The following is a 24568-nucleotide window of genomic DNA, read 5'->3' on the forward strand; positions in this document are numbered from 1 at the left end:
TGCCGGGAGGCCGGCTGACGGGTACGCCCGGCGCCGTCATCCGTCAGCGGCCCTGCAGGCGCTTCACGTTGTCGCCGAAGGTCCACCCCTTCGACCCGTCCCAGTTCGCCGACCAGGTCATCAGGCCCTTGATGCCGGGCACGGAGTTCCAGGCCTGCGTGACCAACGACGTCGACATGTAGCCGCCGCCCGCCCCGTTCTGCGCCGGCAGGCCCGGGACCTGCTTGTCGTACGGCACGCGGATGGTGGTGCCCTGGATGGTGAGGCCGTTGTTCAGGCACTGCGTCTGCACCGTGAAGCCCTGCACTGTGCCCGCCGGGTACGAGTCGCCGGCGCAGCCGTACATGCTGCCGTTGTAGTACTGCATGTTCAGCCACCAGAGCCGGCCGTTGTCCACGTACTTCTTGATGATCGGCAGGTACGAGCCCCAGATCGAGCCGTAGACCACACTGCCGCCGGTGACGTAGGCCGTCTCCGGTGCCATGGTCAGGCCGAAGTTCGACGGCATCCGGGCCAGCAAGCCGTCGATGATCCGGATCAGGTTGGCCTGCGACGTCGACAGGGTGTTGATGTTGCCGCTGCCGGTCAGGCCGGTCTCGATGTCGATGTCGATGCCGTCGAAGTGGTAGGCCGTCAGGATCGGCACGATCGTCGCGATGAACCGGTCGGCGACAGCGGTGGAGCTCAGGTCGATGCCCGCAGCGGCCCCGCGTCGCTGGTGCGGAGCTGGTCGAGTTGGTCGCCGGTGAGCGCCTGCCGATAGAGCCGGAACTCGTCGATGCCGCCGGTGAAGGAGTCGCTGGCGGTGCTGTCCGGCTTGGCACCGATGCGTAGCCCCTCGGCGACGTTCGGCGAGAGATCGGTGACCGGGCCCGCGACCCCGGTGCCGGTGGCGGTGGCCCCGCCGTCAACCGTGAGTTGGATCCGATCGCCCGTTCGGACCAGGGAGAGGTGGTGCCAGGTGTCGTTGCCGAAGGCGACCGTGGCGGAGGTGTCCGGCAGCCCGACGGTCACCTGGCCGCTCATGCCCTGCACCACGGCGAGCAGGCGGTCCTCGGCGGGCTTGGCGCGCAGCCAGACCTGTGGCTTGTCGGCACCGACGCCGTAACCCCAGAAGAGCACCTGCGGTGGGCTGGTGCCGGTGGCGGCGTACCGGAACCAGGTGGAGAAGGTGAAGTCGTCCGCACCGGGGTCGAGCGAGCTGGCGTACGGCAGGTCGACGAAGTCCCCGGCGCCGTCCAGGGCGAGTCCCTGATCGAATCGGCCGCCGCGCAGCGTCGCGTTGCCGTGCAGGTAGGCGTCGTTGGCCTGGGCGGTCGCGTCCGGGGTGGTGGCACCAGCGGCGGGGACGGGCTGCCCGGAGACCTTGCCGGTGAAGGCGCCGGGCAGTCCGATCTGGGCCGGGGTGAACCGGTTGAACCGGATCTCGTCGTTGGACGAGCTGGCCCCGCCCTCGTACAGCAGGCCGATCTCGCCGTCGGTGAGTTCCGCGAGGTCGGAATAGCTCGCCCGACTGTTGGTGAGCAAACCCTTGGTGGGGCTCTTCCAGGTGAGCCCCTGGTCCGTCGAGTAGCGGATCCGCATGATTTTGCGGTCCGCCGGGTCGGCCGGGCCCGAGAAGATCAGAGTGTCACCCGACGATTTCTGGTACGTCTGGCGAAGAGTGAGAACCGCGCCCTGGACATCCGGTGTGACCAGGGAGGATATGACAGCGGAGGCGGGCATGGTGGTGCCACCGTCGGTGCTCACCGCCCTGGTGCGGTGATTGGCGGCGCCGCCGATGTTGTTGCGCGCCGCCGCGTAGACGCTGCCGTCGGGCAGCTCGGCGACCGACACCTCGCCCGGCTGTAGCACCCCGGCGACAAACGAGTTGGCGGCCTGGCTCGCCTGCCAGGTGTCGCCGTGGTCGTCGCTGTAGAGCACCCCGGTGTAGCTCGTACTGGCGTTGGGAACCTGATGCGCGCCCACCACCAGCCGACCCGCGTACGCGCCTCTGGTGAGCTGGATGCCGTGCGAGGGACCGGAGGCGAACCAGCCGTTGTTGGCACCCGTGAAGGTCGCGCCGAGCGGCTTCGCCGCGCTCCAGGTGACACCGTCGTCGTCGCTGTGCTGGATCCAGGGCAGACGCTGACCGGTCGGGGTGGCCTCGTTGGATGTGGTGACGAGCAGGACCCGGCCGGTGATCTCGTCGACCACCGGAGCCGGGTTGCCCCGGGTGAACGGGGCGTGTGGATCGGAGTCCGTGCCGGCAAGCACCACCTGGATCGGACCCCAGCTGCGGCCACCGTTGGTGGAGCGGCGCGACACGAGGTCGATGTCACCTCGGTCGGCGCAGCTCGGCGACTTGCGGGCCTCGGCGAAGGCGAGCAGGCTGCCGGTTTTGGTTCGCACCAGCGCGGGGATGCGGAAGCAGCCGTACCCGGCCGTCGCGGTCCTGAACAGCACCTGTTCGGTGCCGACCGCCGCCGCCGACGAGGACACCGTGCCGCTCGCGTGGGCGGTGGACGGAACAGTCAGTGTCGCCGACAGGCCCAGGGCCACCGCGGCGGCAAGGAGACGACGGAGGAGAGCGGGCAGGCTCTCCGCTTCGGCATCGTGAGAGTCCACAGGGGATCGGTTAGGCACGATGATCAACCTAGTGCAACGCGACGGCGGCGCAGGCGAGCCGCATGGCCCCAGCATCCGGGGTTTCATGGCACTACTACGACGAGATCTCCCGTGTCCACGGGGCGACGAGGCGTTCGAGGCCGGCCATCAGGTAGAAGAGCAGCGTGCCCATGAGTGCGAGCAGGGTCAGCGCTGCGAACGCGAGCGGAGTGTCGGCGGACTGGCCGGAGCTGGCGATCACCGCACCGAGCCCGGCCTCGGGGTTGATCACCTCGCCGATGGTCGCGCCGATGATGGCCAGCGAGGTCGCGACCTTCAGTCCGACGAAGACCTGCGGCAGGGCCCACGGGAGTCGAACCTTCACGAAGGTCTGCCACCACGAGGCGGAGAGGGAGCGGGCGAGTTCGCCGAGTTCGTTCGGGGTCGAGGTCAGCCCGGCCATGGTCGAGACCAGGACCGGAAAGAAGCAGAGCAGCACGACCATCACGACTTTGGTTTCGTAGCCGAACCCGATCCAGACCAGGAGCAGCGGCGCGAGCGCCACCTTTGGCACCGCGTTGACTCCGGCGATCATGGGGAGGGCCATCCGCTCGACCGTCCGGGACGCGGCGAGCAGGACGGCGAGCAGGAGCCCACCCACGGTCGCGATCCCGAACCCGATCACCGTCTCCAGGAAGGTGACCAAGGTCTGCTCGGCGAGGTAGCCGGGGAGCCGGACAAACGCGTCGACCACGTCTGGGGGTGCGGGCAGGAAGAACGGCTCGATGTCGAAGGCCCAGGTGGCCAGCCACCAGAGCGCGATCGTGAGCACCGCACCGAAGGTGGGCAGCCCGACGTGCGGCCAGCGTTGTGACGGCGAGAAACTGTCAGTCACGATGATCTTCCCGATGTTCGAGAGCGGGCCGCACAGTCGCGGCCCACATTCGGTGGCTCCGTGGGTGGTGCCCTGCGTCAGGGCTTCTTCACGAACCTCAGGTCGACGACCTCTTCCGGGGTCAGGCCGGACGGAATCAGATTGGCGGCCCGGAGGACGGAGATGGTCTGAGCCACCTGCTCCTCAGCCATAAAGCCGATCGGGGCACCCTTCGTGGGGCGAACGTGCGGGGACATCGCATCGATCTCACCCTTGCCGGCCGCCACGGTATAGGTGGGCTTCGCCTTGTTGAGGATCGCCGCGGCCTCCTCCGGGTGCTCGATGCTGTACTGCAGGCCCTTGAGCACCGCGTTGGTGAATCGCTGCACCAGGTCCGGGTCCTTCGCGATGAGCGAGGGAGTGGTGATGATCGCGTTGCCGAAAAGGTCCCGCAGGTAGTCGCTGTAGGGCAGCACCACAACCTCCTTCTTGGAGGCGGTCTGCAACGCGCCGCGGCTGAGCAGGAACGTACCCAGCGCGTCGACCTGCCGGCTCGCCATGAGTCCGTTGAGTGCCGTGGTCTGGACGCCCTCGATCTTCACCGTCTTCGGGTCGAACCCAGCCAGCCGAGCGTAGGCCGGGAAGAGTAGCTCGGTCACCGACCCGGCGCCGGTCGCCAGCGTCTTACCCTGCAGGTCCTTCGGGGTGGTGATGTTGGTGTCCGCGGTCGTCATCACCGAGATCAGCGTCTGCTGGTGTACGGCGGCGATGGCCCGCCAGTCGGTGAACTCACCCTTACCGGCCTGGATCACGGCACCGGTGAAGTCGAGCGCGGCGAACTGGACCTGACCGGCCTTGAGGGCCGTCAGGTTCTGCTGGTTGCCAGCGCCCTCCTTGATGTCGACCTCGATGCCGACCTCGGCGAAATAGCCCTTCTCCTTCGCCACCCACGCGAACGCGTCTCGACCCACAGCGCCGAAGGCGGTGATGTAAGCGACCTTGTCGGTCCCCTTGGCGGCTGGGTCACCGCTCTTGTCGTCGGAGCCGCTGCAACCGGTCACGGCAAGAGCCGCGGCCAGCAACGTCGCCACCAGCGCGCGAGGGCGCTTGACCATGTGATACCTCCAGGTTGATAAGTCTCGGGGGTGACGAGGGCGCACTCATGCCGACGCTGATCGCATGGGTCGGGCTGTTCACATCGCTCTCGCCGATCAAGGATCGTAGATGATGTTGCTACGGCTGTCACCGGACTGATTCGCCCATTTCGGTATGTCGATCTAGCGAAGGAGGCGTTTTCGCAGCTCACTTGCTATCGACAATGGACACCCGAGGCATGATCATGTTACCGGTCAATGATGGGCATCGAGGCGGTAGAAGCCAGTTGCCGAGTAGTCCGTTCGAAGGAGCACGATGTCTGATCACCCTGTCCCGTCCGCCCGCGCCCGCGCCCTGGTCCGCGGTGCCTACGACACGCACGTACACGTTGCCCCCGACGTGATGGCGCGGCGGATCGACGACGTCGATCTGGCGTACCGGTGCGCCGAGGTCGGGCTCGCCGGCTTCGTCCTCAAGTCCCATTACGTGGCCACGGCCGAGCGGGCAGCGGTCGTCCGTAAGGTGGTCCCCGACGTCGACGCGCTCGGCGCAATCACTCTCAACGGCGCCATGGGCGGCATCAACCCGGTCGCCGTCGAGGTCGCCGCACGGCAGGGCGCGCGGATCGTCTGGATGCCCACAGTGGACTCGGGAAACCAGCGACGCAACACCGCCACCGATCTGCCGGGTGCCACGCCGGCCATGTGGGGGGCGTTCCAAGCCGACCTGCACAGCCAGGGCATCGTGCCGGAGCCGGTCGAGGTCGTCGACGACGAGGGGCACGTCCTCGAGCGGGTACGCCAGGTGCTGCGGGTGATCGCCCGGCATGACATCGCGCTCGCCACCGGCCACCTGAGCGGCGTCGAGATCGTCAGCCTCGTCCGGGCCGCCCGCCAAGAAGGGGTACGCCGAATCGTGGTCACCCATCCCGAGTTCACCTCGCAGCGGCTGCCGGCTGAGCAGCAGCGGGAGCTGGTCGAGGCTGGTGCCCTGATGGAGCGCTGCTTCACCACCCCGCACTCGGGCAAGGTCGCCTGGGCGGAGCTGTTCGCCACCATCCGGGCGGTCGGCGTGGCGCACTCCATCCTCTCCAGCGACCTTGGGCAACCCTTCAACCCGCCGGTCGAGGACGGTCTGGCGCTCTTCGCCGACCGCCTGCTCGACGCCGGCTTCACCGATGAGGAGATCCACGTCATGGCGGTGGTCAACTCGCGTCGTCTGGCGACGCCGAAGGCGACGGTGCCAGCATGAGCGCACGGCGGATGCTCGTGGTGGGTGCCCACTCGGCGGACTTCGTCTGGCGGGCCGCGGGAGCGATCGCCAAGCACACCGCGGCCGGTGGTGAGGCCGTCGTGCTGGCGCTCTCCTACGGGGAGCGGGGCGAGTCCGGTGAGCTCTGGAAGGACCCGAACCAGACGGTGGAGAACGTCAAGCGGCTGCGGCACGCGGAAGCAGAGCAAGCCGCTGCTGCGGTCGGCGCCCGTTTGGAGGCGTTCGATCTGGGCGACTACCCATTGCGGATCAGGGACGAGGCCATCGACCGGCTGGCCGCGCTGATGCGGGAGTACGCCCCGCACGTGGTGCTCACCCACCCGGACCGCGACCCGTTCAACCCGGATCACCCGGTGGCACACACCGCGGTGGCGACCGCCCGGCAGCTCACCGCGGGAGCCGGGGTGTCCAGCGGCTTCCGGACCGCCCCGCCCTCGGAGTTCCTGGTCTTCGAACCGCACCAGCCCGAGCTGTGCGGGTTCGTCCCCACCGTCTTCGTCGACATCACCGATGTGATGCCGGCCAAGCAGGAGGCGATGGCGGCGATGGGCGCCCAGGGCTACCTGCGTGAGTACTACACGCAGCGGGCCGATCAGCGTGGTAACCACGCCCGCCGGGTGACCGGCGATGCCGCCATCCGGCAGGCGGAGGCGTTTCAGCGATTGATCCCGAACGTGGTGGGGGCACTGTGAGCGAGCTTCGCGACGCGGCGGCCGTCGGGCCGGGCGTGATCGACACGTTGACTGCCGGCGGGGTGGCCGCCGTCTTCGAGGCCGCTGGCCGGCGTGGCCTGATCGACGTCGATCTTGTCCAGGTCGTTCCGGGCACCCGGGTCGCCGGTGTGGCACGGACCGTCCGCTGCGGCCAGGACGACAACCGGGCCGTGCACGAGGCGATGACGTTGGTGCGCCCCGGCGAGGTGCTCGTGCTCACCATGCCCGAGCCCGCCCCGGTCGCCCTGATCGGCGAGCTGCTGGCCACCCAGGCGAAGGTCGCTGGCGCGGCTGGCCTGCTGGTGGACGCCGCGGTGCGCGACGTGGACGAGCTGCGGGAACTCGGGCTGCCCATCTGGGCCCGGTGGCTCCGGGTGCGAGGAGCGACCAAGCGCGAGCGGGGCTCGCTCGACGTCTCGGTGCGGGTGGGTGGGGCGACCGTCGACCCGGGTGACGTCGTGGTCCTCGACGCCGACGGTGCCGTGGTCGTGGCGCGGGGGAGTGCGGCCGAGGTAGCCACCGCGACGAGGAGTCGGATGGAGAAGGAGACCCGGCTGCGGGCCCGGCTGGATGCCGGTGAGTTCAGCTACGACCTGCACGGGTTGCGGGCGCAGGACGAGTCCGCAGGCAGCCACTGACTTGGACTATGTGTCGCGTCGGTGGAAGGTGAAAGCGGCGAGCGTTAGGGCGGAGAGTGTCCAGATGATCGTTGCCGGGGCGCCGCGGGACGGGTCGAGGGCGGCGGTGTCCGGCAGGTAGGCGGCGCTGCTGGCGGACCAGGCGCGCAGTAGCGGACCCGCGATGAAGTACAGACCGAGCAACAGGATCACGGCGGACACTGCGCGGCGGACGACGCTGGCGACTGCCGCCCCGAACAGCGTGGTGAGCGTCAGGTACCCGGCCGCGGCGGGCGTCCAGGTGGCTCCGCCAGCCGGCAGGGTGCTGGTGATCGCCGTCGCGGCGGCCAACGGGAGCGTCAGAGCGGCCAGCGCAAGGGCTTTCGCCGCCTGCAGTGGCAGGCGCCGGGGCATCGCGAGCAGTGTGGTGCGGATCTGGCCGCCCTCCTCGTACTCGGATGCGGCCGCCAGTACGCCGAGCACCAGAAAGCCGGCCTGGGCGTAGCCGAGCGGGACCAGGGCCGCGTTGTCACCGAGCGGCTCACCGGGGGACTCGGCCGCGCTGTCCGCGTAGGTCAGCACCAGGTTGGCGGTCCAGGTCAGCAGTGCGGTCAGGCGCAGCGACGGCAGGGTCAGCAGCTTGCGTAGTTCCGCGCGGGCGGCGTTCACACGTCCCGCCGGTGAAACAGGACCGCGCCGACCGCGAGTAGCGCCACGACCCAGGCGGTCATCACCAGTCCGGCGGTCACCGGAGCGATCTCAACGGGGAAGTCCCCGCTGCGGAGGAACATCTGCGTCCCGGCGATGTCCGGCAGGTAGACGGCGAGGCTGGTGACCTTCGTCAGCAGGTACGACACGGAAACGACGGAGCTGTTGATGATCAGCAGCGTGAGCGGCACGATGCCGCTGCGAGTGATCAGCGTGATCGCGTACGCCAGTAGTGTGGTCAGCGTCCAGTAGAAGATGGCCGCGGCCACTCGGGCCAGGGCGGGTGCCGGCGCGTGTTCGCCGTGCAGCACCTGGGTGAGGGTGAGTGTGGCGGCTGCGGTGACCGCTGCCTGTGCCACGACGACCAGCACGAGTGCGGTGGTCTTCGCCATGAGCAGACGCACCCGGTCGGGAGTTGCGGCGAGCGTCGCGGTGAACTGGCAGGCGCCGGGGGTGTCCTGACCAGTGGCCGTGTATTCGCTGCTCACCACGATCACGCCGAGGACCATCGGACCGATCAGGCCGATACCCAAGTCGCGTAGGCCCAGGTCGGACGTGTCGGTGAGGGTGCCTGCGGCCATCGCACGGCGGGTGTATGGCGCGTTCAGGAGGACGACCACGGGTGCTACCAGCGTGCCCAGCACCAGGCCGACCCATGCGGTGGGCAGGCCGAGCAGCTTACGGAGTTCGGCGCGGACCAGGCTCACCACGGGCCACCCGCCTCGGTGGCGGTCAGCGCGAAGAAGGCGTCCTCAAGCGTGCGATGACCGCCGGTGACGTCGGCGAGTCTGCCTTGGATCACGATCCGGCCCTTGTCGATCACGATGACGTCGTCGGCGATCTCGGCCAATTCGCCCATCAGGTGGCTGGAGAGGAGGACCGTGCGGCCCTGCGCGGCGCTGTCTTTGAGGAACTCGCGCATCCAGCGGATCCCGGCCGGGTCGAGGCCGTTGACCGGTTCATCCAGGACCAGCACCTCAGGGTCGCCGAGCAGGGCGGTGGCGAGCCCGAGCCGGCGGCTCATACCGAGGGAGAAACGGCCGGCGCGCTTGCGCGCGTCGCCGGTCAGGCCCACGATCTGGAGGACCTCGTCGGCGCGGGAGTCCGGCAAACCGTTGCTGGCGGCTACCCAACGCAGGTGGGCGCGGGCCGTGCGGGCCCGGTGCGCCCCGCTGCCGTCGAGCAGCGCGCCGACCGTCGTGAGCGGACGGTCCAGTTTCCGGTACGGGCGCCCGCAGATCAGTGCGGTCCCGTTCTGCGGGCGGTCCAGGCCGAGCAGGATACGTAGCGTCGACGTCTTGCCGGCTCCGTTCGGCCCGAGGAAGCCGGTGACCCGGCCGGGTCGGGCCTCGAAGCTGACGTCGTACAGGATCTGCGTCCTGCTCTTGGTCTTGCTGACGCGATCGATCGTGATCATGAGCCGAGTCAACAGGTGTTCCGGCCCTCGTACATCCGACCGTTCTCGGATTTCGACGGCCGGGTCGGTCCACGGGCCGTCAGACCCTGGTCTGAGATCTACAGTCGGGGTGGTGAACGCCCATCCGCGCCCCTCCGGGAAGTCCAAGGCCGTGCCGGTTGGTGTCGTGGTGATCAGCGTCCTGGTGATGGCCATGTGCACGGTCGGCGCGCAGGGCCCGCTCGCGGTCATACTGCCGCCGTCGATCCTCACCCGGCTCGTCGCGCACTACGTCACGGCTCCCCGGCCGGATCGGCCGACGCCGACACTGCGGCGGCTGACCAGCCGTGAGGTCGAGGTGCTGACACTGATCGGCGGCGGCTTGTCGAACGACGAGCTCGCCACTGCCCTGGTGATCTCGGTGAAGACGGTTAAGACGCACATCACGCACCTGATGGCGAAGCTGGCCGTACGGGATCGGGCACAGTTGGTGATCGCGGCGTTCGACGCAGGGCTGGTGCGGCCACGCCACTGAAACCGAGGTGGCTGGGAGCAGCCGACGAGGGCTTGGGGTGGACCTGGCAGGACGTTGTTTCGATGAATGTTGCCGTCTCCGGCGTGCCTTCGTGGCCCCGGTCGCCTGACCTGTGATGTTCCCGACAGGCGGCCGTTCTGAACCTTCCGCAGCCCCATCGCGTCGAAAGGGAGTCAACTTCCCGACCGGAGGATCAAATTGCACAGCCAGTCGCACCCCTTTTTGCCGAGTGAGTCACCTGTGGGTACCCACCAGGCCGGGTCATCGGTCATCAAGGAATTGAACGCCGTGCGACTACCGGTTCTGGGCGGAATCTGGGCGGCGGCCATTACGGTTTTCGCGTACGAGCCGGTTGCCGCGTCGATCGCGCGCGCAGCCCGCGGTGGAGGCCGTGCCAACGCCGTCGAGGAGTTGCTCGAACTGGCCATGGCTGGCGTGTTCGGCGATGACGAACAGTGGTTCCGGCTGGCTCGCGGTCCTGAGCCATCGCGGAAGTTCGGGTGGGCGAAACGGCGCGACGCCTCAACATTTCAACAGCAGGATCCGCTGCATTCGACAGCCGTCTACACCATCGTCGTTTACAGCCTGTTGCGAGTGCAGGAGTTGTCCTGCCGACGGCTCAACGAGCAGGAGCGGGAGGCCTATTGCCGGGACGCGACGCAGGGCATCGGCGCGGTGCTGGCCCCTCGCGGACGAGTTCCGCAGACCTTTAACGAACTGCGATTCCATTACAATCTGATCGTCGAACGGCAATTGAGATTCGACCGCCGTTTCACCGAACTGTATGAGAAGTCCCGCGACCAGGACCTCGCTGGCACACCGATACGGGATCTGACGGCCCTGGCCGTCCGCGCGCTTCCGCCGAGCCTCCTGGGTGCGCTCCGGTCGGCTGAGGTCCCGAGCGAACCGATGCAGACGATGACCTCTGCCGGCCGGTTCGACGTCCGAAGTGCGTGAATCAGGCGGCCACTAGTGATGGCGTCGGAACTGTCGGGGCTACTCGTTATCGTGTCGGCTGTTCCAGTCAGGCCGGGGAGCGGCACGACCTGTCCGTCGCCGGAACCCACCTCAGTCAACCCCTCAACCCCAAAGGATGTGACGTGGCCGCTGTGCGCAGCTTCGAGTTGGTCGGCGCTACCTCGGCGAAGTTCTGGGAGGTCAACCTGGATGGCGTGGAGGTGACCGTCAGGTTCGGACGGTTGGGGACCGTCGGCCAGACCCAGCGCAAGAGCTTCGACTCCGAGCAGGCTGCCGCAACCCACGTGGACAAGCTCATCGCGGAGAAGGTGAAGAAGGGATACGCCGAGTCCGCCGCATCAGCCGGGTCCGCCGCATCAGCCGGCTCCGCCGCCCCCGCCGGCAGTTCGGCTACCGACCGGAATTTCGACGGTACTGTCGGCGAGCTCGCGCCCGCGGCGCGAACCGCCTCGGCTGCCCGCGATGAGGCTCCGCCGCCGCTCGACGAGCAGACCCTTGTCGTGCCACCGAGCTGGTACCGCAGCCGGCATCCGCGTCGGGGCGGTCCGGGGGTGGCGGCGGCGCGTCTCGACCCCTCGTCCAGCGTGCAGGCCGAAGCTCTGCTGTCGCAGCACCGGGACGATATCGCGATCGCATTGACCTATCCGCAGAGCGAGCCGGAGCTGATCACGGCGGGCAAGTCGTTCCTCGCGGCCACCTCGGAGCGCACCCCGCTCGGCGCCGCCGTCGTCGCCACCGCCCTCTACGCGCACCTCGCCTGGGACTGGCGTAGTCACGACGCGCTGAAAGTGCTGCGTGACGCGTGGATCAGGGATCATGGCCTGGAGTTCGCGGTTCGCACGTTGATGGAGTTCCTCACCCTGTCGTGCGGCGGTCCGGAGCATGGTCCGAACGGGAAGATCACCATCGGCCCCCTGCGTCGTACCCCGGCACGACTCGCCCGCACGCACGGATACCACCCGGAGACCGGGCTGGCCGACCGGATCAGGGCGGTGCTCGCTGGCGCCCCCGACGATGAGTACGCCGCAACCGTCGAGATCCTCGCCGGCTACCGCGAGCATGGGGTCCAGCACCGGGTGGTCACCTCGTTCCTCGCTCCCGGCCGGACCGAGTGGGTGGACGAGGACTGCGCAGCGGTCGCCGCCCTGGCCGACAAAACACTCGCGACCAAGCTGCTGAGCTCCGTCAGCACTCCGGAACAACTCGCGCTGCTGCGCGCGCATGTCGCGCCGCACGAGGTCGTGCACTCGGCCACCATCCTCTACACCCTCGCGGAAGGGGTCGGCCCGGCGGCGGCCGAGGTGTTGGCCGAGTGGCTCGACCAGCCGTACGTCGAGGAACAGCGGCGGATGCTTGCCATCCTCGCCGTGCTCCCCAGCGACGAGGCGTTCCAGGTGCTGCTCGACCGTGCCGATGAAAAGTTCACCCCGGCGGCGATCCTCGACGCGGCCGGGCGGTTCCCGGTCCGGGCGATGCGCCTGCTCGCGGCCAGCGCGGGCAACCGGGCGTGCGCGGAGCTGCTGCGCACCCACGTCGCGTCGCAGCCCGAGGTGGCGCGGCAGCTACTGCCGTCACTGCCCGACGACGCCGCGCAGCGGGTCCGGAGCCTGTTGGAGCAGTCGGCCGTGGTCGAGGCCCCGGTCGAGGGGTTGCCACGGCTGCTGGTCGACCCACCGTGGAACCGCAAGCGGACCACCCGCAAGCCGGTTGTCGTCGCCGGGCTCAGCTGCCCCGACCAGCCGACGATCGGGTGGGAGCCCGGCGAACGGGAGTCCTGGGCCGCGCCGGAGGCGATGGCCCGTTGGCTGCACCTCGACAAGCGCTGGGACCAGCTCGCCAAACGACAGGGCGTCGGCGAGTTGCGCTTGATGGACCAGACCTCCTTCTTCACCAATGCGCCGGACGAGCTCGCCCGACCGCTGGTCGTGGCGTGGCGACTGGAGGACATTTGGGACAGCGGGTCGGTGGCGCGTGTCATCGCGGGCCGCTTCGAGCTGGACGGGCTGGGCATGGTGATCGACGCCGCCCGCCGGTCGCCGGCCGCCGCAGCCGGCGCACTGCTGCCGTACGCCAGCCCGGAGATCGCGACGCTCATGGCGAGCTGGTTCAGCCGGCTCAAATCGGTCCGGCCGGTCGCGCTGGCCTGGCTGACCCGGCATCCGGCGGCCGCGTCGCGGGCGCTCGTCCCGCTCGCGCTCGGTCCCGCCGGCACCGCACGCCGAGAGGCCGAGCAGTCCATCGTCGCGCTCGCCGCGGCGGGCCACCAGCGCGAGGTGACCACGGCTGCGGAAGGCTACGGCGCGGCGGCGGCCGAGGCGATCGAAACCCTGCTCGCGACCGATCCGCTTGAGCTGCTGCCGGCCCGGATGCCAACCCTGCCGGAGTGGGCCGAGCCGAAGGTGCTCGCCCCGGTCCTGCTCCGCGACGGCTCGGGTGCCCTGCCCGAGACAGCGGTCCGACACCTGCTCACCATGTTCGCCATCTCAACCCCGGACGCGGCGTACGCGGGTATCGCCCTGGTGCGGGAGGTCTGCGAGCCAGCCAGCCTGGCCGAGTTCGGCTGGTCGCTCTTCCAGCGTTGGCTCGATGCCGGTGCGCCGTCGAAGAACGGCTGGGCGTTTCTGGCGCTCGCGCAGGTCGGTGACGACGAGACGGTGCGCCGCCTCGCGCCGCTCATCCGGGCCTGGCCGGGCGAGGGCGGGCACACCCGGGCGGTGAGCGGTTTGGACGTGCTCGCCGCGATCGGCTCCGACCTCGCGCTGATGCATCTGAACGCCATCGCGCAGAAGGTGAAGTTCCGGGGGTTGAAGGAGCGGGCCGAGCAGAAGGTGCTCTCGGTCGCCGCCTCCTTGGAACTGACCCCGGACCAGCTCGCCGACCGGTTGGTGCCCGACTGCGGGCTCGACGCCTCCGGCAGCGCCACCCTCGACTACGGGCCGCGCCGCTTCGTGGTCGGCTTCGACGAGCAGCTCAAGCCGTACGTCTCAGACCAGGACGGAAAGCGGCGCAAGGAGCTGCCGAAGCCGGGCGTCAACGACGATCCGGAGCTGGCACCCGCGGCGTACCAGCGCTTCGCCGCGCTGAAGAAGGATGTCCGCACGATCGCTGCCGACCAGATCCGTCGACTCGAACAGGCGATGGTGCTGGGGCGACGCTGGCCGGTGGCCGAGTTCCGGCAGTATTTCCTCTCCCATCCGTTGCTCTGGCACATCGTCCGGCGGCTGGTCTGGGGCCACTACGACGAGTCCGGCACGTTCGTCGGAGCACTGCGGGTGGCCGAGGACCGGACGTTCGCCGACGGCAACGACGACCCGCTCAGCCTCACCGACGATGCGGTGGTCGGGGTCGCCCATCCGATCCACCTGGGCCAGAGCCTGCCCGGCTGGGTCGAGCTCTTCGCCGACTACGAGATCCTGCAACCGTTCCCGCAGCTCGGCCGGGAGGTCTTCGCGCTCGCCGAGGCGGAATGCGACCAGCCGAGGCTCGCCCGGTTCGAGGGGTGCACGGTGCCCACCGGCAAGCTGCTCGGTCTGGAACGACGGGGCTGGCGGCGCAGTGCCCCCGCGGACGGTGGCCACCAGGGGCGGTTGCTGCGGGGGCTCCCCGACGGCCGGGAGATGGTCGTCGACCTCGATCCCGGCATCGCGGTGGGCGCGATCGACATCTTCCCCGAGCAGACTCTCAGCACGATCTGGGTGAGTCGTACCCGGGACGGCTACTGGCGTACGAAGCCAGAGCTCCGCATCGGCGACCTCGACCAGGTCACCATCTCCGAGATCATCCGGGAACTCCGGGAGGTCACCCAATGAGCGGGCTGAACGGTGGCCAACCCGCCCCGACCGGCCAGGCGCAGCGACCCCCCGCGGAGGTGCGCTTCGCCGACGACCTGGCCCGGCTGCGCGATGACGACACCGGTGACCGGCCACCCGGCTGGGCGTTGAGCCTACGCGCGGCGCGGCGGTTCGTTCTCGGCGACGAATCCCTCGGAATTCGGCGCAAGTTCGTCGGCGACCCGTCGTTGGTCGACCGCGCCCTGGTCACCCTCGCGACCAGCCGTGGGCTGATGCTCGTCGGTGAGCCGGGCACCGCCAAGTCGCTCCTGTCCGAGCTGCTCGCCGCTGCGGTCAGCGGTGACTCCACGCTGACCATCCAGGGTGGCGCGGCCACCACCGAGGATCAGATCAAGTACTCCTGGAACTACGCGCTGCTGGTGGCGGAGGGTCCGTCGACCCGCTCGCTGGTGCCCGCGCCGCTGTTGCGCGGCATGTCCGAGGGGCGGGTGGTCCGGTTCGAGGAGATCACCCGCTGCCCGCTGGAGGTCCAGGACTGTCTGCTGTCCCCGCTCTCCGACCGGGTGATCGCGATACCCGAGCTGACCGGGGGTGAGAGCATGCGGTTCGCCCGGGACGGCTTCAACATCATCGCGACCGCGAACACCCGCGACCGGGGTGTGAACGAGATGAGTTCGGCGCTCAAGCGGCGCTTCAACTTCGAGACCGTCTTCCCGATCGAGGATTTCGACACCGAACTCTCGTTGGTGACGGCCGAGGCTACGGCGCTGCTGCAACGCTCGGGTGTCGGCGTCGAGCCACGCCGGGACGTGCTGGAGGTGCTGGTCACCACCTTCCGGGAGCTGCGGACCGGGCAGACGGCACGGGGCGACACGATGGAGCGCATCTCGTCGGTGATGAGCACCGCCGAGGCGGTCTCTGTCGCGCACGCGATCGGCCTGCGCGGCTGGTTCCTGCGCGGTGAGCCGGGCACCGCCGCCGATCTGGTCTCCTGCCTGGCTGGCACGGCCGCCAAGGACAGCCCGGAGGATCTCGCCAAACTGCGGCGTTACCTTGAGCAGCAGGCGCGGACACGCCAGGGCGAGCAGTGGCAGGCGCTGCACCACTCCCGGCACCTGCTGCCGGGCTGAGCCGTGGCGGCGACCTTCATCGGAGTACGGCACCACAGCCCCGCCTGTGCCCGGCTGGTCGAGCGGACGATCGAGGCCCTGCGTCCGGCGTACGTGCTCATCGAGGGGCCAGCGGACATGAATGGCCGGCTCGACGAACTGTTGCTCGACCACGAGCTGCCGGTGGCGGTCTTCACCAGCTACCGGGACGAGGATCGGCAGCACGCCTCGTGGGTGCCGTTCTGCGGCTACTCGCCGGAGTGGTTGGCGCTGACCACCGGACGGTCGGTCGGCGCCGAGCTGCGTTTCATCGACCTGCCCGGCTGGCACCCGGCGCTCGCCGGAAGGCGCAATCGGTACGCCGACGCCGAGCGGCGCTACCTGGACGTCATCGAACGCCTCTGCGCCACCTTCGCGGTCGACAACATCGACACCCTCTGGGATCACCTCTTCGAGATCGAACCCGATGACCGGCTGGCCGAACGGCTCGCCACCTACTTCGACCTGGTCCGGGGTGACCTGGACGTCGGTGCGGAGGACGCCGAGCGCGAGGCGTACATGGCCGGGTGGATCCGGGCCGCGGTCGCCGCCGCCGGGCAACGGCCGGTAGTGGTCGTCACCGGTGGATTCCACCGGCCGGCACTGATCCGGCTTACCTCGCAACCCGAAAATGGAGCGCCCGGGACCGAGGCTGCCGGAAACGAGACCGGGGCGGCCGGGAACGGGGAGGCCGGCGATGGTTGGCCGCCGGTGCCGCCCCGTCCCGACCTGGCGACCGGTGGCAGTTACCTGGTGCCGTACTCGTTTCGTCGGATGGACGCGTTCGACGGCTACCAGTCGGGCCTGCCCTCCCCGGAATACTACCGACACCTGTGGGAGGCGGGCCCGGAGCACGCCGCCCATTACCTGATGGCAGCAGTGGTGGGCCGACTACGCGAGCGTCGGCAACCGGTCTCCACCGCCAGCCTGATCGCCGCCCGGGCCTCGGCGGAAGGACTGTCCCGAGTGCGCGGCCACCAGCACCCCGCTCGCACCGACGTGCTCGACGGGCTGGCCACCGCGCTGGTCGGCGAGGCACTCGACGTGCCTCTGCCGTGGGCCGGGCGGGGCACCCTGCGCACCGGCACACATCCGGTGGTGGTCGAGATGGTCGCCGCGCTCAGCGGCACTCGGGTCGGCCGGCTGCACCCGTCCACCCCGACACCGCCGCTGGTGCACGAGGTCGCCACCGAGTTGCGGCGACAGGGCTTGGACCAGCCCGGCAAGCTGCAGCTGACCCTGGGCCAGGACCCGGACCGTACGCGCAGCTACACGCTGCACCGACTGCGCGTGCTCGGCATTCCCGGCTTCGTCCGGCATAGCGGCCCGGCCACCGGCATCGACCCGGTCCGGGTGGAGGATTGGACGGTACGAGACGACGAGACCCGACTGCCGGCTCTGATCGAGGCCGGTGGCTACGGCCCGACTCTGATCGAGGCGACCGGCGCGTTCCTCGGCGAGCGGGTCGTCACCGCGGGCGGCGACGTGGACCAGTTGGCCGAGGTGGTCTTCGACGCCGCACTGGCCGGGGCTGCGCAACTGTCGGCCCGGGTCCTGGCCGAAGTCGGCCGGGCCATCGCCGCGGCCCCCGAGATCGGGGCGATCGGCCGAATGCTGGCCGTGATGCTCGCGCTCTGGCGTCATGACCGGCTGCTCGGCACGGCGCGCAGCGACACGCTCGGCGTGGTCATCAAGGCCGGGGTGACCCGAGCACTCTGGCTGGCCGAGGGCATCCGGGGTGGCGCCGCACCAGCCGACCTGCCGCGGATCGCCGCGCTGGTGGCGGTGCGTGACGCGATCGTGCACGCCACCAGCGCGGTCGACCTCGATCGGGACGCCGCGTTGGCGGTCGCCGGACGACTCGCCGTGGATCCCGAGGTTCCCCCGGACCTGCGCGGTGCCGCGTTCGGCTTCTGTTGGTCACTCAGCCCCGACGACATGGGCGACCCGGTGCGCGCGGTTCGCGGCGCTTTCGTGCCGTCGTCGGTCGGCGACTGGCTGGCCGGGCTGTTCGCCCTTGCCCGGGAAGAGGTGCTGGGGCAGCAGGGCATTCTCGAGGTGCTCGACGACCAGTTGGGCGCGCTCGACGACCGGGACTTCGCGGTGGCGCTGCCGGCACTGCGGCAGGCTTTCGAGTTCTTTCCGCCCCGCGAGCGGGAGACCATCGCCGGCAGGTTGTTCGCGCGACGTGGCATGGCTGGTTCGGGGCGCGGTCTGTTGCGCCTTCCGGTGGCCGCCGACCTGGCCGCCGCGGGGCTCGCACTCGACGCGCGGGTGGATGCCGCGCTGACTCGGGAAGGACTGCTCACCCCATGACCGACCGGGCAGTGGATCCCTCGCCCACCCACTCCGAACCGATCCGCGCACACGCAAGCGGGCCAGGTTCCGGCGGGCCGCCCGGTGCGCTGGACCCGACTCTCGAACGGTGGCGGCTGGTCCTCGGCGCTCCGGGGTCGTCGTGCCTCGGCGGTCAGCGGATGAGCGCCGAAGCCAGAGCCCGGGATGCCGCCCTCGACTGGCTCTACGGCCGGGACGAGGACCTCGATCGGCGGGAGATTCGCACCGGCGAGGCCGGGCCGTCCGAGGTGGCCACGGTCGACTGGCTTGACGAGATCAACCGGCTCTTCCCGAAGGAGACCATCGAGCGACTGCAGCGCGACGCGGTGGAACGCTACGAGATTTTCGATGTGGTCACCGACCCGGACGTGTTGCGTCGGGTCGAGCCGAACCCGGCGCTACTGCGGGCTGTGCTGCGTACCAAGCACCTGATGAATCCCGAGGTGCTGGCACTGGCCCGGCAGTTGGTCGAGACGGTGGTACGGCAGCTGGTGGAGAAGCTCGCCACCGAGGTGCGACAGGCCTTCTCCGGTACGCGCCTACGCCGCCCGAGCCAGTTCAAACAGGCCCGCAATTTCGACGTGACCAGGACGATCCGGAAGAACCTCGGACACTACCGGCCCGAGGAGCGGCGACTGTTCATCGAGTCGCCGTACTTCATCTCGCGGGCCCGCCGGCACCTGGACCAGTGGCAGGTTGTTCTCCTGGTCGACCAGTCCGGCTCGATGACCGCGTCGGTGATCCATTCCGCGGTGACCGCGGCCTGCCTCTGGGGTCTGCCCGGTGTGCGGACGCATCTGGTGGCCTTCGACACCGATGTCGTCGACCTGACCAGCGACATCGACGACCCGGTCGAGTTGCTGATGAAGGTGCAGCTCGGCGGGGGCACCGACATCGCCCGGGCGGTGCACTACGCCGCCCAGCTGATCGAACAACCCCGCCGCTGCATCGTCGTGCTGATCACGGATTTCTACGAGGGCGGTGACGATGCAGGGCTGGTGCGCATCGTCCGCGACCTGGTCTCCCAGGGCACCAGGGTGCTCGGCCTGGCCGCGCTCGACGAGCAGGCGAACCCGTCGTACGACCGGGAAACCGCCCAGCGGCTGGCTGACGTCGGTGCCTCGGTGGGTGCGATGACCCCGGGGGAGCTGGCCAACTTCGTCGCCGAGACGGTCGGCGGATGAGCCCGGAGGCGGTTGCCCGCTCGCGCGCCGACCTGCTGGCCCTGACCCCGGAGGCGCTTGCCGCGCTCACCAACCGAGGGCTGGTCAAGCGGGCGGCGAAGGAGGTCGACCAGGCGCCACCGGCGGTAGAGCTGGACCCGGACGGCACCGTGCGCGGTCGTTTCGCCGAAGCCGTCGTCACCAGCCTGCCCACCGGCGGGCTCGACACGGGCAGTTGCAGCTGCGGCGCCAACGGGACCTGTCGCCACCTGGTCGCACTCGTGCTCACCTACCAGCGGCAGAACAGCGACGCCGGCGCTGGTGCCGACGCCGATCCAACCGTCGCCGCACCTGCTGAGGACGCGGGCGAGCCCGCCGCGGCGGTGGCCGACTGGTCGCCGGGATCGTTCACCGACGAGATGCTCGCCACCCGAATCGGCACGCGGCTGCTCGCCGCCGCCCGGCGGGCCGAACACGCCGGATACGTGGCCCGGGTGCGGCGTGCCAGCGCCACCGATCCGGTGCCACAGGTGGAGTTGAGCACCGCGACGGTGCGCTTCCTCGTACCGCACGACCTCGGGTTCGTGCACACCGATGTGGTGGCCGGCGCGCGCGACGACGTGATCGCTCTTGCCGTCTGGGCGTTCCGGGTCGCCGACGCAACCGTTCCCGGCGTGCCCGAGGCGCAGGTCGAGGTCGGCGGCGTAACCGCCGCCGGGATGCGCCGCACCGGTCTGGAACCCGCGTTGGAACTCGCCGACGCTGTGCTGCGCGACGGCGCGGTGCACCTGGGCCCGGGCATCTCGGCCGTCATCGCCGACGTACGCCGCCAACTCGACGCGGCCGGCCTGCGGTGGCCGCTGCTGGCGGTCGACGATCTCGCCGGGCAGTTGGCGGCGTATCACGACCGCAGCACCCGCTACCGTCCGGACACGGTGGCCGGGCTGCTCGCCGAACTGCACGCCCGGCACCGGGCCGTGGCCAATGCTGGGGCCAGCCCACGCAGTCGGGTGCTCGGCACTGAGGAGCCGGCCGAAACGCCCCTGCGTCGGGTCCGACTGGACAGCCTCGGCTGCCGTGTCCGGGCGATCGGCGACGAACGGGTGGCCGAGGTCTTCTTCGCGCACGCCGACAGCGCGACCGTCCTGGTGCTGCGCCGGGCCTGGACCGGAGCTGTCGACGGACCGACACTGGCCAACCGGCGCGTCGGCGGTGCCACCCTCAGCGCCCTCGGCAACGGGGTCGTGGTGACCGAGTCAGCGATCCGCAGCGCCAACCGGACCATCCGGTTGGCGACCAGCCGGGTCGCGCAGACCACGGTCGGCCCCTCGCCGGGCCTGTGGGGCAGCCTCCCCCGGGCCGTGACGGTGACCGATCTCGCCGTTCTCTCCGCGGAACTCACCGCACTGCCCCCGGCGGTGGTGCGTCCCCGGGTGGAGGCGGAGCTGGTGCGCGCCGTCCAGATCGCCGAGATCCGGTCGCTGCGCTACTCGGCCGGACAGCAGCGGCTCGACGCGGTGGTGGCGGACCAGGCGGGTAACACCGCCACGATCACCGCTACCCACGCGGCGGTGACGCCCGGCCGGTTGGACACGATCGCGGCGACACTGCGTGGTGCGCACGGCCCGGTGCGGTACGTCAGTGGCGCGGTACGTCGCACTGGTGGTGAGCTTCTGGTCGACCCGTTCGCGTTCGCCGTCGACGGTCGGCTGGTCGTGCCCGACCTCGCACCAGCGCACAGCGGCGCGGCCGTCGAGGAGATCGAGTCGAGCGGGTCCGACGCGCTGGCGGACACCGTACGGGAGCAACTCGCGCTGCTCGCCGAGGTGGCTCATCGGGGGTTCGCGCACCTGCCCACGACCTTCACCGATCGGCTGCGCGGCTCAGCCCACACGCTCTCGACCGTTGGCATGCCCCGGATCAGCGACGCGGTGGAGCGGTTCGCCGGGACGTTGGGCCCCGATCGGGGGGAAGAGGCGGCCCGCGCATGGGTCGACGCCTACCTGCGGCTCAGCCTGGCGGCCGAGCTGTGTTGAGCAGTGGGAGCCGCGGTCGGGTCAGAGGTCGTGGGTGCCGTGGTGTTGCCAGGCGCGGTCAATGTCGGCTTCGAAGACGTGGAACTGGTTGGTGTAGGGGTTCACCAGGTAGAGCCACTTGTCCTGCTCGGCGGGGACGACGGCGCGCAGGTCGGCCTGGACCCGCGGCGGGATCCTGTGGTGCGGGTGACGGGGGTCAGGTGACGGATTGTCGGGCAGGCGGTACCGGTCAAGGGTGGTCGGGTCGGCGGTGAACATTCGACGGAACATGGCCCGCACGACCGCGACCGTGGTGTCGGGGTCGAGGGGCAGCTCGACCCTGCGGTAGTGGACGGTGGCGCCGTCCTCGTCGAGGATGCCGACCAGGCTGTACGAGACGTCCACACCCACCTCCACGCGGCTGACGAGGCCGGGACGAGGCTACCGCGTCTCGTGCTCGGATTGGCTCGCGTACGGTCTGGGCGGACCACTGGCGGTGTGGATCAGCGAAGGATGGTGCGGAAATGGGCAGCGGGGTCATGACCCGGCCTTCTCGGGGCGAGTGGGGCCGGAGGGGGTCGCGGCCCGGCACCGTCAGGCGTCGGGTGCTGTCCGGGTTCGTTCTGTTGTTACTCGGCATCGTCCCGCTGGCCGGGCCGCTGCTCGTGCCCTCGGCGGCAGTTGCCGCACCGGCACCGACGCCCACTCCGAGCGCGACCGGCCCGGCGGTCAGCCCCGGAGTGCCACGGTATTACGTGGTCGGGCAGCCCCAGAACGGTGTGCGCGAGTACCTGTACCAGATCGCGGCGCAGACACTCGGCGACGGCAACCGGTTCCGGGAGTTGTTCGACCTCAACCGGGACCGTCGCCAGCCCGACGGCGGGCAACTCGCTGATCCGTTGTCAGCGTTGCAGCCGGGCTGGATTCTCCAACTGCCACCCGACGCGACCGGGCCGGGCGTCAGCATCGGCCCGCTGCCGGCACAGTCCCCGGCTGAACCGGACCGCTCCGCCGACGACAGCGCCGAATCGTCAGGCGGCGGGGCCACTCCCTACCTGATCGGCGCTGCCGGCCTGCTGGTGATGGCGCTGGTGATCGCGCTGGTGCTGCGGCTGCTCCGCGGCGGTCGCCGGTCGCGGAACACCGCCGCGCCGGTGGATGGGGCCGGGCGGGCGACTCCAGTAGAGCGCGATCCGGTGGTACCGGCCGGGACGGCCGTCGAGCCTGCGGCCCGGCCGGCCCATCCGGCACCGGCCGCTTCGGCACCGGCCGCTTCGGCGTCAGACGCTCCGACGTCGGGTGCGGCCGAGCCGGCACCCAGTAACCCGGAGGAGAGCGGTCCGGTGACACCCGGACGACCGACGTTGGACACGTCAGGCCGGGTGGTGGTGGACCTCCGACCGCTGGCCGGAGATCTGCCGGACCGGCTCAACGTACGACTCCTCGGGATGAACTCCGAAACCTCCGGAACCCCGTACGCCTGGCTCGGGGACGAGCCGCTCCCGGCGGCGACGATGCCGGTGGTGCTTGGCCGGCAGGACGAGTGGCGGTTCTTCGTCGACCTCGGCGCCGCACCGGGCATCTTCACCGTCACCGGTACGCCAACGGCCGCCCGCCGGGAGGCCCTGGCCTTCGCGGAGCAGCTCAGCAAGGCCGGAGTGGTGGTGACCGTCGTCGGGGACGCGCTCGGCGCCGACCTGCCGTCCGGCTATCGGCGGCTGGAGGCGTACCCGGTCGACGACCACGACATCGCGCTCCTGGGCGCACCGGGAGTGCTGTTCAGCGGCGGGCTGCGGGGTGCCGAGTTGGCCGCCGCACGGGGACTGGCTGCCCGTACCCGGCACCAGGTGGTGCCGGTGCTGGTCGGCGAGGTGCTGCGGGGCCGCTGGTCGATGTTGGTGACCGAGCAGTAGCCGACGAGGGTGCCCGCAAGGCCCCGAGCGCTGCGCCACTTTTCCGCGAAATTGAACCGGGAAGCGGTCGGCAGCGTCGTCGGGACGAGTGCCGCTGTGCAGTCGACGATGCGGCGAGTCGCGGGTGTGTCAGGAAAGCGGAGGTGGGCACCGGTGAGGGCGAAGGTGCGGGTGACCGTCGCGGCACTATTGCTGATCGGCGGTAGCGGCGCGCTGCCGGCGCAGCCGGCCCGGGCCAGCGGCGGAGCCTTCGGTGCGGTGCACGAGGCCACGCTGGCCCGGTACGCGCCGGAGCCGCAGCCACCCGATCTGCCGCAGGTCAGCAACGGCGCCTGTGTGGGCGAGTCACCGGTCGCGGCCAAGACCACACCGTGGGCGGTCGGCCGGATGGCCCCGGCCGACGTCTGGCCGTTGAGCAGGGGAAACGGCGTCGTGGTCGCGGTGGTCGACACCGGGGTCAGCGCTGCGGCCACCGGGCTGACCGGGGCGGTCCAGCGCGGCACCGACGTGGTCGGCGGCGGCCGGGCCGATCAGGACTGCCTCGGTCGGGGGACCGCGCTGGCCGGCATCGTGGCGGCGCGACCGGTCACCGGAAGCGTGTTCGTCGGGGTCGCCCCCGGTGTGTCCGTCCTGCCCATCCGGATCGTGGACCGCAAGGGCGAGATTGCGCCGGGAGCGATCGCCGACGGGATCCGGTCGGCGACTGCGGCCGGGGCGGACGTCGTCCTGCTCGGCGTCGGCACCCCCACACCGGACGCGGATCTGCGGGCGGCGGTACGTGCGGCCCTGGCCCGGGACATCGTGCTGGTCGCCTCCGTTTCCGACGTGAAGCCGTCGGCGGTCGGGCAGAATCCTCCGCCGTGGTACCCGGCCTCCGACCCGAACGTCCTCGCGGTCGGCGGGATCGACATGAAGGGCGTACCGACTGAGAAGTCCGTGGAAGCTTCCGGAGTGGACCTGCTCGCCCCGGCCGCCGGTGCGGTCACCGTCGCGCCCAGGGGGGCCGGCCACTACACGGTCGGCGGCCCGGGGGTGGCGGCGGCGTACGCGGCCGGTGCCGCCGCGCTGGTGCGCGCCTACTACCCGCAGCTTCCCGAGGCCGAGGTGCGACGTCGGCTGGAGTTGACCGCCGAACACCCACTCGGGAAGTGGCCCACACCCGAGGTCGGGTACGGCACTCTCGACCTGTACAGCGCGATGACCGTGCTTGACCTCGCCGAGACGCCCCAGCCGAAGGAGCAGGCGGCGTTCGTCCCGATGCGGGCCCCGGCACCGGCCGACCCGGCGAAGAGGATCGCCGGTTGGGCGGCCACCGGCACGGTCGGCGTGGCTGTCGCCGCGTACCTGCTGATGGTGACGGTCAAATGGGGTCGGCGCCGCCGCTGGCGCTCCTGAGCGCCGCCTCGCGCGGCTGGTGGTTCAGGACG

Annotated in this window: 19 protein-coding genes and 1 pseudogene; 12 read left to right on the forward strand and 8 right to left on the reverse strand. The window is 70.3% G+C overall.

The window, feature by feature from the left end; all coding sequences use genetic code 11:
- Positions 1-43: 43 nt before the first annotated feature.
- The 4 genes and pseudogenes from ACLQ28_RS20250 to ACLQ28_RS20265 all read right to left on the reverse strand — a co-directional run.
- Positions 44-709: pseudogene (locus tag ACLQ28_RS20250) on the reverse strand (glycoside hydrolase family 18); the annotation flags it as partial.
- Positions 685-2694 (reverse strand): exo-alpha-sialidase, encoded by a 2010-nt coding sequence (locus ACLQ28_RS20255; RefSeq protein ID WP_425687843.1) that lies wholly within the window; start codon positions 2692-2694, stop codon positions 685-687. The gene ACLQ28_RS20255 and the pseudogene ACLQ28_RS20250, both read right to left, overlap by 25 nt.
- 7 nt (positions 2695-2701) lie before the next feature.
- Complete coding sequence (locus tag ACLQ28_RS20260; protein ID WP_425687844.1) at positions 2702-3481, reverse strand: ABC transporter permease; 780 nt, start codon at positions 3479-3481, stop codon at positions 2702-2704.
- A gap of 77 nt (positions 3482-3558) precedes the next feature.
- On the reverse strand, positions 3559-4575 hold the full coding sequence (locus tag ACLQ28_RS20265; RefSeq protein ID WP_425687845.1) for an ABC transporter substrate-binding protein: 1017 nt from the start codon (positions 4573-4575) through the stop codon (positions 3559-3561).
- Positions 4576-4870: 295 nt separating this feature from the next.
- Here ACLQ28_RS20265 and ACLQ28_RS20270 point away from each other — a divergent pair, with 295 nt between their 5' ends.
- The 3 genes from ACLQ28_RS20270 to ACLQ28_RS20280 are packed head-to-tail and all read left to right on the forward strand — an operon-like array spanning position 4871 to position 7178.
- A complete protein-coding gene (locus ACLQ28_RS20270; protein WP_425687846.1) occupies positions 4871-5806 on the forward strand; it encodes a DUF6282 family protein in 936 nt (311 codons plus the stop codon).
- A complete protein-coding gene (locus ACLQ28_RS20275) occupies positions 5803-6519 on the forward strand; it encodes a PIG-L deacetylase family protein (protein WP_425687847.1) in 717 nt (238 codons plus the stop codon). The genes ACLQ28_RS20270 and ACLQ28_RS20275 overlap by 4 nt, the downstream gene beginning before the upstream one ends.
- On the forward strand, positions 6516-7178 hold the full coding sequence (locus ACLQ28_RS20280) for an RraA family protein (protein ID WP_425687848.1): 663 nt from the start codon (positions 6516-6518) through the stop codon (positions 7176-7178). Before ACLQ28_RS20275 ends, ACLQ28_RS20280 begins: the two co-directional genes overlap by 4 nt.
- A gap of 6 nt (positions 7179-7184) precedes the next feature.
- Here the strand turns inward: ACLQ28_RS20280 and ACLQ28_RS20285 are convergent, their stop codons facing one another.
- Genes ACLQ28_RS20285 through ACLQ28_RS20295 form a run of 3 tightly spaced genes read right to left on the reverse strand, consistent with a single transcriptional unit; the run spans position 7185 to position 9282 of the window.
- Positions 7185-7826 (reverse strand): hypothetical protein, encoded by a 642-nt coding sequence (locus ACLQ28_RS20285; RefSeq protein ID WP_425687849.1) that lies wholly within the window; start codon positions 7824-7826, stop codon positions 7185-7187.
- A complete protein-coding gene (locus ACLQ28_RS20290; RefSeq protein WP_425687850.1) occupies positions 7823-8572 on the reverse strand; it encodes a hypothetical protein in 750 nt (249 codons plus the stop codon). Before ACLQ28_RS20290 ends, ACLQ28_RS20285 begins: the two co-directional genes overlap by 4 nt.
- On the reverse strand, positions 8569-9282 hold the full coding sequence (locus ACLQ28_RS20295; protein ID WP_425687851.1) for an ABC transporter ATP-binding protein: 714 nt from the start codon (positions 9280-9282) through the stop codon (positions 8569-8571). The genes ACLQ28_RS20290 and ACLQ28_RS20295 overlap by 4 nt, the downstream gene beginning before the upstream one ends.
- A gap of 112 nt (positions 9283-9394) precedes the next feature.
- On the opposite strand from ACLQ28_RS20295, the gene ACLQ28_RS20300 reads away from it, so the two are divergent.
- From ACLQ28_RS20300 to ACLQ28_RS20330, 7 genes are all read left to right on the forward strand, one after another.
- A complete protein-coding gene (locus ACLQ28_RS20300; protein WP_425687852.1) occupies positions 9395-9796 on the forward strand; it encodes a response regulator transcription factor in 402 nt (133 codons plus the stop codon).
- 240 nt (positions 9797-10036) lie between these two features.
- Positions 10037-10753, forward strand: coding sequence for an oxygenase MpaB family protein (locus ACLQ28_RS20305; protein WP_425687853.1), 717 nt, complete (start codon positions 10037-10039; stop codon positions 10751-10753).
- Between the two features lie 143 nt (positions 10754-10896).
- Entirely contained in the window at positions 10897-14583 is a 3687-nt protein-coding gene (locus tag ACLQ28_RS20310) for a DUF4132 domain-containing protein (protein ID WP_425687854.1), read from the forward strand.
- A complete protein-coding gene (locus ACLQ28_RS20315) occupies positions 14580-15695 on the forward strand; it encodes an ATP-binding protein (protein WP_425687855.1) in 1116 nt (371 codons plus the stop codon). The genes ACLQ28_RS20310 and ACLQ28_RS20315 overlap by 4 nt, the downstream gene beginning before the upstream one ends.
- A gap of 3 nt (positions 15696-15698) precedes the next feature.
- Positions 15699-18029 (forward strand): DUF5682 family protein, encoded by a 2331-nt coding sequence (locus ACLQ28_RS20320; RefSeq protein ID WP_425687856.1) that lies wholly within the window; start codon positions 15699-15701, stop codon positions 18027-18029.
- Entirely contained in the window at positions 18026-19234 is a 1209-nt protein-coding gene (locus tag ACLQ28_RS20325; RefSeq protein ID WP_425687857.1) for a VWA domain-containing protein, read from the forward strand. Before ACLQ28_RS20320 ends, ACLQ28_RS20325 begins: the two co-directional genes overlap by 4 nt.
- Positions 19231-21249, forward strand: a complete 2019-nt coding sequence (locus ACLQ28_RS20330; protein ID WP_425687858.1) for a hypothetical protein — start codon at positions 19231-19233, stop codon at positions 21247-21249. Before ACLQ28_RS20325 ends, ACLQ28_RS20330 begins: the two co-directional genes overlap by 4 nt.
- Before the next feature lie 21 nt (positions 21250-21270).
- Here the strand turns inward: ACLQ28_RS20330 and ACLQ28_RS20335 are convergent, their stop codons facing one another.
- On the reverse strand, positions 21271-21633 hold the full coding sequence (locus ACLQ28_RS20335; protein WP_425687859.1) for a hypothetical protein: 363 nt from the start codon (positions 21631-21633) through the stop codon (positions 21271-21273).
- A 200-nt stretch (positions 21634-21833) separates the two neighbouring features.
- Between ACLQ28_RS20335 and ACLQ28_RS20340 the strand changes: the two genes are divergently transcribed.
- Both ACLQ28_RS20340 and ACLQ28_RS20345 read left to right on the forward strand, forming a co-directional pair.
- Positions 21834-23141, forward strand: a complete 1308-nt coding sequence (locus ACLQ28_RS20340; protein WP_425687860.1) for a LysM peptidoglycan-binding domain-containing protein — start codon at positions 21834-21836, stop codon at positions 23139-23141.
- Between the two features lie 153 nt (positions 23142-23294).
- Positions 23295-24536, forward strand: coding sequence for a S8 family serine peptidase (locus ACLQ28_RS20345; RefSeq protein ID WP_425687861.1), 1242 nt, complete (start codon positions 23295-23297; stop codon positions 24534-24536).
- Positions 24537-24568: the final 32 nt, after the last annotated feature.

This window comes from Micromonospora sp. DT201 (genome assembly GCF_049841575.1).
Classification (GTDB): Bacteria; Actinomycetota; Actinomycetes; order Mycobacteriales; family Micromonosporaceae; genus Micromonospora.